The sequence below is a fragment of the Saccharospirillum mangrovi genome (assembly GCF_003367315.1).
Taxonomy (GTDB): Bacteria; Pseudomonadota; Gammaproteobacteria; order Pseudomonadales; family Natronospirillaceae; genus Saccharospirillum; species Saccharospirillum mangrovi.
Genome location: NZ_CP031415.1, coordinates 2,601,585 through 2,613,683, shown reverse-complemented (window position 1 = coordinate 2,613,683; position 12,099 = coordinate 2,601,585). Strand labels below are relative to the sequence as shown.

12 protein-coding genes are annotated in these 12,099 nt (G+C 57.9%); 6 read left to right on the top strand and 6 right to left on the bottom strand.

From position 1 onward, the window contains the following. Positions 1-10 precede the first annotated feature (10 nt). Positions 11-1,210: a multidrug effflux MFS transporter gene (locus DW349_RS12505; RefSeq protein ID WP_108125001.1), complete on the bottom strand. Its 1,200-nt coding sequence runs from the start codon at positions 1,208-1,210 to the stop codon at positions 11-13. 140 nt (positions 1,211-1,350) lie between these two features. Further along, entirely contained in the window at positions 1,351-1,779 is a 429-nt protein-coding gene (locus DW349_RS12500) for a hypothetical protein (protein WP_108125002.1), read from the bottom strand. Positions 1,780-2,057: 278 nt separating this feature from the next. Here DW349_RS12500 and DW349_RS12495 point away from each other — a divergent pair, with 278 nt between their 5' ends. The 5 genes from DW349_RS12495 (at position 2,058) to cspE (ending at position 7,460) form a co-directional block, all read left to right on the top strand. After that, complete coding sequence (locus tag DW349_RS12495) at positions 2,058-2,957, top strand: helix-turn-helix domain-containing protein (RefSeq protein ID WP_232819295.1); 900 nt, start codon at positions 2,058-2,060, stop codon at positions 2,955-2,957. A 107-nt stretch (positions 2,958-3,064) separates the two neighbouring features. Next, a complete protein-coding gene (locus DW349_RS12490; RefSeq protein ID WP_108125004.1) occupies positions 3,065-5,194 on the top strand; it encodes a TonB-dependent siderophore receptor in 2,130 nt (709 codons plus the stop codon). A gap of 135 nt (positions 5,195-5,329) precedes the next feature. Then, on the top strand, positions 5,330-5,743 hold the full coding sequence (gene arfB / locus DW349_RS12485; protein WP_108125005.1) for an alternative ribosome rescue aminoacyl-tRNA hydrolase ArfB: 414 nt from the start codon (positions 5,330-5,332) through the stop codon (positions 5,741-5,743). A 54-nt stretch (positions 5,744-5,797) separates the two neighbouring features. After that, positions 5,798-7,003: a BaiN/RdsA family NAD(P)/FAD-dependent oxidoreductase gene (locus DW349_RS12480; RefSeq protein ID WP_108125006.1), complete on the top strand. Its 1,206-nt coding sequence runs from the start codon at positions 5,798-5,800 to the stop codon at positions 7,001-7,003. A 250-nt stretch (positions 7,004-7,253) separates the two neighbouring features. After that, entirely contained in the window at positions 7,254-7,460 is a 207-nt protein-coding gene (gene cspE / locus DW349_RS12475; protein ID WP_108125007.1) for a transcription antiterminator/RNA stability regulator CspE, read from the top strand. Positions 7,461-7,554: 94 nt separating this feature from the next. Here the strand turns inward: cspE and rimO are convergent, their stop codons facing one another. After that, positions 7,555-8,910 (bottom strand): 30S ribosomal protein S12 methylthiotransferase RimO, encoded by a 1,356-nt coding sequence (gene rimO, locus DW349_RS12470; protein WP_108125008.1) that lies wholly within the window; start codon positions 8,908-8,910, stop codon positions 7,555-7,557. 213 nt (positions 8,911-9,123) lie between these two features. On the opposite strand from rimO, the gene DW349_RS12465 reads away from it, so the two are divergent. Next, positions 9,124-9,987 (top strand): isocitrate lyase/PEP mutase family protein, encoded by an 864-nt coding sequence (locus DW349_RS12465; RefSeq protein ID WP_108125009.1) that lies wholly within the window; start codon positions 9,124-9,126, stop codon positions 9,985-9,987. 80 nt (positions 9,988-10,067) lie between these two features. Here the strand turns inward: DW349_RS12465 and DW349_RS12460 are convergent, their stop codons facing one another. The 3 genes from DW349_RS12460 to DW349_RS12450 are packed head-to-tail and all read right to left on the bottom strand — an operon-like array spanning position 10,068 to position 12,092. After that, positions 10,068-10,796 (bottom strand): amino acid ABC transporter ATP-binding protein, encoded by a 729-nt coding sequence (locus tag DW349_RS12460; RefSeq protein WP_108125010.1) that lies wholly within the window; start codon positions 10,794-10,796, stop codon positions 10,068-10,070. After that, positions 10,777-11,433 (bottom strand): amino acid ABC transporter permease, encoded by a 657-nt coding sequence (locus DW349_RS12455; protein WP_108125011.1) that lies wholly within the window; start codon positions 11,431-11,433, stop codon positions 10,777-10,779. The genes DW349_RS12460 and DW349_RS12455 overlap by 20 nt, the downstream gene beginning before the upstream one ends. After that, entirely contained in the window at positions 11,430-12,092 is a 663-nt protein-coding gene (locus DW349_RS12450) for an amino acid ABC transporter permease (protein ID WP_108125012.1), read from the bottom strand. The genes DW349_RS12455 and DW349_RS12450 overlap by 4 nt, the downstream gene beginning before the upstream one ends. Positions 12,093-12,099: the final 7 nt, after the last annotated feature.

Below are 12,099 nucleotides of genomic sequence, written 5' to 3'. Positions count from 1 at the left end.
CTGAACGACGTCAGGCCGGTGGTGATTGCGGTGCAGTTTCCGCACGCGGCAGGCTCAAAGTCGCCAGACACGTCGGCACGCAGATCAGTAACATCGCCAGCGTAATGCGGGTAATGGAACCATCCACTAACAAGGTCGATAGCGTGGTGATGGTGCCGGACACAATAAACTGCAACGCGCCAATTAACGCACTGGCGGTGCCGCTGAGCTGGCTGAAATATTCCAGATAAGCGGCCTGGTTGTTCGGTGCGATGGCACCCACGGTACCGCCGACAATCACCATCATCGGCAAAAACGACCACAGGCTGGTGCTGTTAAACGCGAGCAGAATGTTCATCACCACCAAGGCGGCCAATTGCAGACCGACGGCGATTTTCAGCAATTGGACTGGTGTGTAGGTCAGCAACAGCCGGCGGTTGATGATGCCCATTACGCCCATCAAACCCACGCCGGTGGCAAAGGCCGCCGAGAACTGGGCGTTGTTCAAACCAAACCAGCCTTGATACATAAAAGAAGCGTGCGTGACGAACAGCATCAACACGCTGAACCCCAGCGCCTGAATGACAATGTGTTTCCAGGCGATGGGATGCAGCAGCACTTGCACGTAGTTGGTCAGCAGTTTGGCGACCGGCTCGTGTTTGCTGTCGCGCTTGGGCAGATGGCGCAGCAATTTGAACCACAGCAACACGCCGACAAGAATGCAGTAAGCGGCGATGAACCAGAAAATCAGCGACCAGTCACCGAGCCAGAGCAACAGCGAGCCGAGGCTGGGTGCCAATGCCGGGGCGATAAACATAATTAGCGCAATCAGCGAAAACAGCCGCGCGGCTTCTTTACCATGGGCGTTGTCGCGCACCAGCGCTGGCACGCTGACCATGATCCAGCCCGAACCGAACGCCATGATCACACGCCAGCTGATCATCCAGCTGAGGTTCTGGCTGGCGGCCACCATCAGGGCGGTGGCGGCGTAGATGAACAGACCGGTCAGCAAAACCGGCGCGCGGCCGTAGCGGTCCGACAGTGGGCCGCCAACAATCTGGCCAAAAGCCAGACCAAAAATGAACAGACTGAGCGTCAGTGCGACTTGGGATTCTGCGACCCCTAAGTCAGCCGAGATAACCGGAAATGCAGGCAAATAAACGTCAATGGCGAACGGACCCATCGCCATGGTAGCCGCCATCAGGACGGCGAATTGCAACGTTGTTTTCATTAGGAACCACTGTGATTGCAGCGGCCAGTCGGGAGTGATCGGCCGGAAAGTCAGGCCGCGCAGTGTAGCAAAAAAGAGGGCGTGGCAGCCGATGCGGAAGTCACCTCACCGGTGCCAATATTGGAACCCAGTGTCCAAACTCAGGAAGCGTAGGAACGGCCCCAACGCACCGTCACGGAAGTGGACAGCCAGCTTGCGAGGCCCGGCCATTCCAGGCTGATGCACAGCGCCAGAACGATGGCCGTCAGACCGCTGGTGGCAGAGAAAACAAACATCAAAGCGGCGATCTGTACCGGCATCAACAGCAGCAGCAAACCGGCCAGCATCAGCAGAAAACCGCCCGTGCGGGTGAGCAATACCAGACGAATGCCCCAGAGACTGACAGCGACACCCACAATGCCGATCACCACGGCGCTCGGGCGGCTCAACAATTGCCAGGCTTCATTGGCGGCATCGGTGGTATTGGCGAGATCGGCGGTTAACAGGGCGAGGCCGCCCAAAGCCAGCCACAGCAACGCAAACAGACTGGAATTGCGCTTGAAACGTTGCCAAGTGCGGTGGTCAAACATAATCGGCTCCTCTGATACGACGTGAATTCAGTGGCCCCGGACAAACACTGTTCGTCCAGAGGACTACAACTATCACGCGATGAACGGTGAAGATAGCCTTAGGTGTGGAATCAATTGCAGCGCTCAGTTTAGTCAGGTCCAGCGCAGACATTGTGTGTTTATGTGATTTTGTGATCGGGTCATCAGGCGGTGTTGATGCAAGATCGCAAATGAGAATAATTGTTATAAACGAGCCGGCCCGGTAGAATATCGGCTTTGCTGCCGCTGGATTGCCCGCCTTGAATGCCGAGGTCAACCGTCCCAATCGTCGTCTGCGAGCCATCCTGGCTTACATTCATCGACACCTCGAAACGCCGCTCAATGTCGAATCGCTGGCACAACAGGCGGGTTGGTCGCGGTGGCAATTTCAGCGCGTGTTCGGCGCGCAGACGGGCTTGTCGGTGGCGCAGTACGTGCGCGAATTACGCTTGAGCCGGGCGGCCGAAGCCTTGCTGACCAGCACGCGCCGCCAACTCGACATCGCCCTGGAATGCGGTTTCGATTCCGAAATCAGTTTCAACCGGGCGTTCAAGCAAGTGTTCGGATGCACACCGGGCGATTACCGCCGACGCGGCGAGCGCAACGGATTAAAAACGCCCATCCGCCTGGGCGAAGTGCCATTGCCACCGGAAGAATTAAACCCGCGCCTGTTGCAGATTCGAGTGGAAACCCGAGCGGAAATGCATCTGGTCGGCCTATGCGACAGCATCGACGGCCTGTTCTCGCCACAACCGAATTTCGCCGACCGCGTTCCTGCCTTGTGGCATCGGTTTATGGCGACCCTGCCATTGAGCGAATGCACCGGGCCACTGTATGGCGTGCTGGAAGTGCACCGTTCGACCAACAACGGCCACAGCTTTCCTTATTGGGCCGCAACGCAATATCAGGGCGAGAGTGCCTTGCCCGAAGGCGTGGAACCATTAACGGTACCGGCGCAACAGTACGCCGCCATTCCGTTTCACGGCCCCATTCAAGCGCTGGATAAAACCCTGGCCTGGTTTCTTCAGCACTGGTTGCCGGGTTCGGGCTATCGCGCATTGTATGGCGTCGATCTCGAGGTGTATCAGCCGGAACTGAATCTGAACCGCGACGACACCGCCATGGAATATTGGGTGCCGATTGAGCCCGATGTCGATTAATCCGCACGAAGATGCACCATCCGGTTAAGTCCGCTCGTTCTGTAAAGAAATAAAATGGGAATGATTTCTATTTGAATTGAATTCCCATCTTTCACAGGACAGAACCGATGCACGCCCAAGCCCCATTTCGTCTGTTGCCACTGATCGCGGCCATGGCCGCCGCACCCCTGGTTATGGCTGAGACCACCGAAACAGCCGAGTCATCGACGCTGAACGAAGTCGTGATCTACGGCGAAACCTATCGCAACACTGCCACCAAATCCGCACTGGACCCCCAGGAAACGCCGCAGGGCATTACCGTGCTGGACCGTGAAGCGCTGGAAATGCGCGACGCCGATTCCGTCGCCAGCGCCTTGCGTTACGCCCCCGGTGTGAACACCGAATTGCGCGGCGGCGCCGTCAGCCGGATGGACTTGTTCAACATTCGCGGCTTCATCAATTACCAGAATTACTACGACGGCCTGCAACTGCTGTACAACGATTGGAACCTGCAACCGCAGGTCGATCTGGCCGCCGTTGAACAGGTCGAAGTCTTCAAAGGCCCAACGTCCACGCTGTACGGCGGTATGCCGCCTGGTGGCATGGTGAACCTCATCGGCAAGCAGCCGTCTGACGACAGCGAACACCAACTGTCGGTAGCGACCGGCAGCCACCATCTGGTGGAAGGCGAGGTGTCCAGCCAGGGCCAGATTGGCGCGTCGGACTTCTCCTACAGCCTGACCGGCCTTGCCCGGCAAAAAGATGGACAAGCAGAAACCTCGGAAGAAGAGCGTTACCTGATCGCGCCCTCGGTCGATTGGCAAGCCAGCGACAACACCCTGATCAACGTCAACCTCTACTACCAGAACGACCCGCAGATGGGCATTTACAGCACCGTGCCGGCCAAAGGCGCGTTTCTGGACAACCCGAACGGCGAGCTGCCGGTCGATGCCTATGCCGGCGACATCAACTGGGAAACCTACGAACGCGAAGTCACCATGGCCGGCTATAAAGTGAACCACGAGTTCGGCCACGGCCTGACTTTCCTGCACAACTTCCGCTACACCGACGCCACGGCCTATCAGGAAAACACCTACAGCACGGCCTTGGCCGGCGACGATCGCACGCTGAGCCGTCGTGCCTATTTAACCGACGAAGCCACCCAAGGCCTGGCGGTCGATAACCAACTGTCGGCGCTGTTCGATACCGGGCCGGTCGAACACAGCCTGTTGTTCGGTGTGGATTATCTGCAACTCAGCTCCAACATCCGCTACGAAGACGCCGCCGCCCCAACCATTGATCTGTACGATCCGGACCACGACCAGATCGACCCCGACAGCCTCGACTTCGCCGCCTCCGGGTACAGCAGCGACTTCGACATCACCAAGCGGCAATTGGGCCTCTACCTGCAAGATCAGGTTCGTTGGGACCATCTGGTGGTCATCGGCGGCGTGCGGTACGACGACTACGAAGGCACCGAAGAAGGCCGCAAATACGGCGCCGCTGTCGATGCCAAACTGGCGCAAACCAACCTCTCCAAACGGGTCGGCGCCTTATACGAACTGGGCGATTTTTCACCTTTTGTCAGCTACGCCGACAGCTTCGAACCCGTCACCGGCTCCGACAAAGACGGCAACGAATTCGAACCCTCAACCGCTGTGCAATGGGAAGCCGGGGTGAAATTTGCGTCGGCGGACAACGCCACGACCGCCAACCTCTCCGTGTATCGCATCAACAAAACCAACGTCCCGACCGCCGACCCGGACGGCACCGCCTACGACGAAATCCAGGCCGGTGAAGTGCGTTCACAAGGCGTAGAGTTCGATCTCAACATCCAACCGCTGGCAGGCCTGCTGGTCACGCTGAACTACACCTTCCAGGACGTGGAAGTCACCGAAGATAACAGCGGCCTGGAAGGCAAAACGCCGGTCTGGGTACCGGAACACCTGCTGTCGGTATGGGCGGACTATCAATTCACCCAAGGCGCGCTGGCCGGCCTGAACCCCGGTGTGGGCGTGCGCTACATCGGCGAAGCGCAACTGGACGAAGAAAACAGCGACACCGTGCCCTCGGCCACGCTGATCGACCTGAGCCTGGGCTACGACCTCGGCCAGCGAGTGTCCATGCTGAACGGCACCCAACTGGGCGTATCGGTAAACAACCTGCTGGATGAGCGCTATTACTCCTGCTTCGACGCCGACAACTGCTGGTTCGGCGCCGAGCGCACCGTGGAAGCGAGCGTTTCCTACACCTTTTAACCGGCAATCAATGCGACAATTTTGGTGACCGATGCCGGGCCAGCGATGGTCCGGCTTTTTATTGCGCCTTTACCTGACACCCCTCGGGTGCTTAGATAGCGCCGAATTTTTCCCGGCCAGCGGCCAAACCGAACCATGTTGCACATCTCCGACACCGTTACCCTGGGCGATTGGGAAATCGAACTGCAACCGATCCGCGCGCAAGGCGCTGGCGGGCAGAACGTGAACAAGGTGTCGTCCGCCATTCATTTGCGCTTCGACATCGAGCGCTCCAGCCTGCCGCCGTTCTATAAAGAACGGTTGCTGCGCCGCAACGACCAGCGCATCACCAAAGACGGCGTGATCATCATCAAAGCGCAGCAGTACCGCACTCAGGAACAGAACCGCGCCGATGCCCTGGCGCGGCTGCAAGCGCTGATTCAGGAAGCGGGCTACCGGGTGAAAGCGCGCCGCCCGACCAAGCCATCGCGGGCGTCGCAAACCAAACGCATGGACCGCAAAACCAAAGATGGCCGCACCAAAGCGCTGCGCGGCAAGGTCGACCTTTAAGCGCGGCCCAATTCCGCTATCATGCGCGCCGGATTCGCAAGGGTGTGATCGAACATGCAGCAGGTCGATACGGTGATCATCGGTGGCGGCGCAGCGGGCCTGATGTGCGCAGCAACGGCCGGTGCGCGCGGGCGCTCGGTGCGGGTGATCGAACACGCCAAACGCGTCGGCAAGAAAATCCTCATGTCCGGTGGCGGCCGCTGCAACTTCACTAACCTGGATACCCGCCCGGCGAATTTCCTGTCCGCCAATCCGCACTTCTGCAAATCGGCGTTGAGCCGCTACACGCCGTGGGATTTCCTAGCGCTGGTTGATGGTTATGGCCTGGCCTATCACGAAAAAACGCCGGGCCAGTTTTTCTGCGACGACAAAGCCAAAGACCTGCTCGACATCCTCATCGCTGAATGCGACCGGGCCGGTGTCGACATTCGTACTCAATGCAGCGTCACCGCCATCGACGTGCTCACCGACACCGAACCCTACCGCTTTCAGCTGGCAACCAGCGCCGGGACTGTGCAGTGCCAATCGCTGGTGATCGCCACCGGCGGCTTGTCGATTCCGACCTTGGGCGCAACCGGCTTTGGTTATCAGATTGCCGGGCAATTCGGCCTGGACGTTTTGCCACGCCGTGCCGGCCTAGTGCCGTTTACGCTCAGCGACCGCTGGCTGGACGTCGCGCGCGAACTGGCCGGGGTATCGGTGGATGTTCGGGTAGACACCAATAACCAAACCTTCAGCGACGCCATGCTGTTCACGCATCGCGGCTTAAGCGGCCCGGCGCTGTTGCAGATATCCAATTACTGGCAGCCGGGCGACGCACTGACCGTCGATTTTCTGCCCACGCTCGACGTATCGGCACAGCTCGACCAGTGGCGGCACGAAGGCGCCAAAGCCGAAGTAAAAACCCTGCTCAGCCGGTTATTGCCCAGTCGCTTTGTGCACGCCTGGCTGGCGGCCGATGCGCGCCTGTCGGCACTGGCTGAACGTCGGGTGGCGGAATTGAATCGCGAAGCGTTAACGGCACTGGTCGATGCCTTTCAGCGCTGGCGCATCGTGCCGGCCGGCACCGAAGGCTACCGCACGGCGGAAGTCACTTTAGGCGGCGTCAGCACCGAGGCGGTGTCGTCAAAAACCTTCGAAGCCAAGGCGGTGCCAGGATTGTATTTTGTCGGCGAAGTGCTCGATGTCACCGGCTGGCTCGGCGGTTACAACTTCCAGTGGGCCTGGGCCAGCGGCTGGTGTGCAGGGCAGGTGGTCTAGGCGGTGCGTGGTTGGCGGGCGAATGGAACGGTGGTTAAAAAGTTTTTAATGTTCTTAAAATAAACATTGAACTCTTGAACTGGGCATCCTATAGTGCGCGGGCTTGAAAAGTACGACCCTTGATGATGCCTGCCATTTCGATGTTCTCATAAGTACCTCGTTTTGAAAGTCATAAGTGATCGCACCGCTTGAAGCACAACCGCCTGTTCGCAGGCAAACTTATTACATTCAATATTGAAGGATATACATCATGGCGACCGTAACCGGCACCGTTAAATGGTTCAACGAAACTAAAGGCTTCGGCTTCATCGAGCAAGAAAACGGCCCGGACGTTTTCGCTCACTTCAGCGCCATTCAAGGCTCAGGCTTCAAAACCCTGGCTGAAGGCCAAAAAGTTGAGTTCACCATCACTCAGGGCCAGAAAGGTCCTCAGGCTGAAAACATCGTTGCTATCTAAATAGCCGATGGCCTTCGGTAAACGAAGGCTCAGCAAATAAAGAAAGCCGCTCATTGAGCGGCTTTTTTATTGTCTGCGATTCAGGTTTTTCCGATCAACTGACCGGGCGCGCCCACAAATCGTATTCGTCGGCGTCTTCAACTTCGACGGTCAGGATGTCGCCCGGTTTTAACTGCGTCTGGCCGTCCAAAAACACCTGGCCGTCGATGTCCGGTGCGTCGGCCTTGGAGCGGGCAACCGCGCCTTCGGCGACCACTTCATCGACAATCACGTCAATCCGCTTGCCGACTTTTGCCTGCAACTTGGCGGCGCTGATGCGTTGCTGAACTTCCATAAAGCGGTCGAAGCGTTCCTGCTTCACGGCTTCGTCAATCTGGTCGGGCAGTTCTTTCGAAGCGGCGCCATCGACGTTGGAATACTGGAAGGCACCGACGCGGTCGAGTTGGGCTTCTTCCAAAAAGTCGAGCAGCATCTGGAAGTCGGCTTCGGTTTCGCCGGGGAAGCCGACGATGAAGGTGGATCGTAATGTGATGTCGGGGCAGATTTCCCGCCAGTTGTGAATGCGTTCCAACACTTTCTCGGCGTGCGCCGGGCGTTTCATGGCTTTCAGAACCGTCGGGCTGGCGTGCTGAAACGGGATGTCCAGGTACGGCAGGATGCGATTTTCCGCCATCATCGGAATGATTTCATCGACGTGCGGGTAGGGGTACACGTAGTGCATGCGCACCCAGGCGTCGAGTTGGCCGAGTTCCTGGCACAGCTCTTTCATGCGCGTTTTCACCGGCTTGCCGTTCCAGAAATCGGTGCGGTATTTCAGATCGACGCCGTAGGCGCTGGTGTCTTGCGAGATCACCAGCAGTTCCTTGGTGCCGTTTTTCACCAGCCGTTCGGCTTCGCTCAGAACCTGGCCGACCGGGCGGCTGGCCAGCTTGCCGCGAAATGACGGAATGATGCAGAAGCTGCAACTGTGGTTGCAGCCTTCGGAAATTTTCAGATAGGCGTAGTGCTTGGGCGTCAGCTTGATGCCGGTATCGGGCACCAGCGAAATAAACGGATCGTGCTTTGGCGGCACCACTTCGTGCACCTGGCTGACTACCTGTTCGTAGGCGTGCGGGCCGGTGACCGACAGTACGTTGGGGTGCACTTCGCGAATGTCGTCTTCTTTAGCGCCCAGACAGCCGGTGACCAGCACCTTGCCGTTTTCGGCCAGCGCCTCGCCGATGGTGTCGAGCGATTCCTGTACCGCCGAATCAATAAAGCCGCAGGTGTTGACGATGACGACGTCGGCATCGTGGTACGACGGCACGATGTCGTAACCCTCGGCGCGCAGTTGCGTGAGGATGCGTTCGGAATCGACGGTGTTTTTCGGGCAACCGAGACTGACAAAGCCGACCTTGCCGTGTGCGCCGACGGGTTGGCCTTCGCGTGGGTCGTGGTTTTGAACGGACATAACAGCCTCGGTTGCGCTACAGCAGGAAAAAAAGGTGCGGTATTGTAGCCGCCCCGCTCGACGCTGCAAGGGGCCGCATTCAACGCTGCGGCACGGCAGTTGTTGCCGAACGTCAGTAAAAACGCTGCATTCGCGACTGCCGTTCCCGCCCTGGGCCGCTATAATGCGCGATTCTTTTCACCCGTCACACTTTGCCCGTTTCAGGAGTACCGCATGGCCACCCCTTCCCAGCACGATCTGCGCAACGAATTTCGCGCGCTGTTGAACAGCGATCAGTGCTACTACACCGCCTCCACCTTTGACCCCATGTCGGCGCGTATTGCCGCCGATCTGGGCTTTGAAATCGGCATTCTCGGGGGGTCGGTGGCGTCGTTGCAGGTGTTGGCCGCGCCGGACTTTGCGCTGATCACGCTCAGCGAATTCGTAGAACAGGCCACGCGCATCGGCCGCGTCGCACGCCTGCCGATCATCGCCGACGCCGACCACGGCTACGGCAACGCCCTGAACGTGATTCGCACCATTACTGAACTGGAACGCGCCGGTGTGGCCGCGCTGACCATCGAAGACACCTTGCTGCCCGCCAAGTACGGCCACAAATCAACCGATCTGATTCCGCTGGATGAAGGCGTCGGTAAAATCCAGGCGGCACTCGACGCCCGTATCGACCCGGCCATGTGCATCATTGCCCGCACCAACGCCGGCCAGCTGAGTACCGAAGCGACCATCGAACGCGTTGTGGCCTACCAGGAGGCCGGTGCCGACGGCATCTGCATGGTCGGCATCAAAGACTTCGACCATCTGGAAGAAATCAGCCAGCATTTGTCGGTACCGTTGATGCTGGTCGCCTACGACAACCCCGAACTGCGCGACCGCGAACGCCTGGCACGCAACGGCGTGCGCGTCGTCGTCAACGGCCACGCCGCCTACTTCGCCGCCATCAAAGCCACCTACGATTGCCTGCGCGAACAACGCGGCATTGCCGAAGGCACGCTCGATGCCTCAGAACTGGCGGTGCGTTATTCCACGCTGGAAGAAAACCGCGTCTGGGCACGTGATTTTATGAAGGTGAGTGAATAAGACGGTTTGATAAAGCGGGAACGGGATTCCCGCTGGACGATTAACCCCGGCCCGCTAACTGGCGTCGCCGGGGTTTTTTGTTACAGCACGGCGCTGACGAAGTTACGCAGTTCTTCGGTTTGCGGGTTGGCGAGCAAGGCTTTGGCTGGCCCTTGTTCCCAGACTTTGCCTTCGTGCATAAAGATGATGCGGTTGCCAACATCGCGCGCGAAATTCATTTCGTGCGTGACCAGTGCCAGCGTCATGCCTTCGTCGGCGAGTTGCTCCAAAACTTTGAGTACGTCGCCGACCAATTCGGGGTCGAGCGCTGAGGTGATTTCATCGCACAGCAATACCTTGGGCGACATCGCTAACGCGCGGGCAATGGCGACGCGCTGCTGTTGGCCGCCGGAGAGTTTTTCCGGATAGGCGTCGAATTTTTCCGCCAGACCGACTTTTTCCAACATGGCGCGGGCGATGGTTTCGGCTTCATCGCGGCTTTTTTTCAGCACGATGGTTGGTGCCAGCATGATGTTTTTGCCCACCGTTAAATGCGGGAATAAATTGAAATTCTGGAAAATCATGCCGACGCTTTTGGCGAGGCGACGCACCTGAATTTCTTCGGTGGTCACTTCTTTGCCGTCCACTGAAATGGCGCCTTGCTGGTAGGGTTCCAAACCGTTCATGCAGCGCAGCAGTGTGCTTTTTCCAGAGCCGCTGCGGCCAATGATGGAAATGACTTCGCCCGCTTCAATTTTTAAATCGATGCCCTTCAGAACGTGCAGATCGCCATAGTATTTATGGACATCATCAATGCTTACGAGCGACATAAAACTTCTTCTCCAACGTCTTGCTGTACCACGACAGCGGATAGCACAGGGCGAAATAAATCAGCGCGACAAAAGCGAACACTTTGAACGGCTCGAAGGTGGCGTTGTTGAGCATGGTGCCGGCCTTGGTCAGTTCGACAAAACCGATGACTGAGGCCAGCGCGGTGCCTTTAATCACCTGCACGGAAAAACCAATGGATGGCGCCAGCGCGACCTTGATCGCCTGCGGCAAAATGATGTGCCACAGCGTTTGCACGAAGCTTAAGCCGAGGCAGCGTGAGGCTTCCCACTGGCCTTTCGGCAGGGTGTCGATGCAGCCGCGCCAGATCTCAACCAGAAAGGCACTGGTGAATAACGTTAGCGCCAGTGCCGCTGCGTTCCAGGCGGAAATTTCGATGCCGATCATCGATAGCCCGAAGAAACACAAAAACATCTGCATCAGCAGCGGCGTGCCCTGAAACAGTTGCACGTAAGCGCGAATTAAACGACTTAAAACCGGGTTGCGGGTCAGCCGCGCGGCGGTTAATAACAGCGCCACGCTGATGCCGCCGGCGAAGGCGATTAACGACAGCAGTATCGTCCAGCGTGTTGATAACAACAGGTTGCGAACGATGTCGTAAGTGGTGAACTCAATCATGTGGAAGACCGGTAAGAGAACAGGCGCTGGCCGATCAAATCGAACACTTTGCGCATCGCAATCGCCAGCAATAAATAGAGTGCTGCGGTAACCAGATAACTTTCAAAACTGCGGAAATTTCGCGACTGCACCAGATTGGCGGCGTAGGTTAAATCCTGCACGGAAATCTGCGACAACACGGCCGAGCCGAGCATAACGATGATGCATTGGCTGGTCAGTGCCGGATAAATTTTCTCGATGGCTGGCGTCAGTACGACGCGGAAAAAGGTCTGCGAAAAACTCAGACCCAGCACTTTTCCGGCTTCCCATTGGCCGATAGGCGTCGCTGCTAAACCAGAGCGAATAATTTCGGTGCTGTAGGCGGCCAGGTTCAAAATCAGCGCCAGCAAACCGGCTTCCCAGGCGCTTAATTTAATGCCGAACGCGGGCAGCCCGAAGAAGACAAAAAACAGTTGCACGATAAAAGGGGTGTTGCGAATCAGCTCAACGTAAATCGCGACAAAGGCGACCAGCCAGCCAGGTCCGTATTGACGCGAGGCGGCCAGCGCCGCCCCGAACATCAAGCCGATCACGGTGGACAACAACGTCAGTTCCACCGTGGTCAGCAACCCCATCACGAATTGCCCGGTGTAGGGCAGCAGGTCATGGAAGTTCAGCATGGCGATG

Coding starts and splice junctions, on each gene's coding strand:
- DW349_RS12505 (WP_108125001.1), bottom strand. CDS start 1,210: ATGAAAACAACGTTGCAATTCGCCGTCCTGATGGCGGCTACCATGGCG.
- DW349_RS12500 (WP_108125002.1), bottom strand. CDS start 1,779: ATGTTTGACCACCGCACTTGGCAACGTTTCAAGCGCAATTCCAGTCTG.
- DW349_RS12490 (WP_108125004.1), top strand. CDS start 3,065: ATGCACGCCCAAGCCCCATTTCGTCTGTTGCCACTGATCGCGGCCATG.
- arfB (WP_108125005.1), top strand. CDS start 5,330: ATGTTGCACATCTCCGACACCGTTACCCTGGGCGATTGGGAAATCGAA.
- DW349_RS12480 (WP_108125006.1), top strand. CDS start 5,798: ATGCAGCAGGTCGATACGGTGATCATCGGTGGCGGCGCAGCGGGCCTG.
- cspE (WP_108125007.1), top strand. CDS start 7,254: ATGGCGACCGTAACCGGCACCGTTAAATGGTTCAACGAAACTAAAGGC.
- rimO (WP_108125008.1), bottom strand. CDS start 8,910: ATGTCCGTTCAAAACCACGACCCACGCGAAGGCCAACCCGTCGGCGCA.
- DW349_RS12465 (WP_108125009.1), top strand. CDS start 9,124: ATGGCCACCCCTTCCCAGCACGATCTGCGCAACGAATTTCGCGCGCTG.
- DW349_RS12460 (WP_108125010.1), bottom strand. CDS start 10,796: ATGTCGCTCGTAAGCATTGATGATGTCCATAAATACTATGGCGATCTG.
- DW349_RS12455 (WP_108125011.1), bottom strand. CDS start 11,433: ATGATTGAGTTCACCACTTACGACATCGTTCGCAACCTGTTGTTATCA.
- DW349_RS12450 (WP_108125012.1), bottom strand. CDS start 12,092: ATGCTGAACTTCCATGACCTGCTGCCCTACACCGGGCAATTCGTGATG.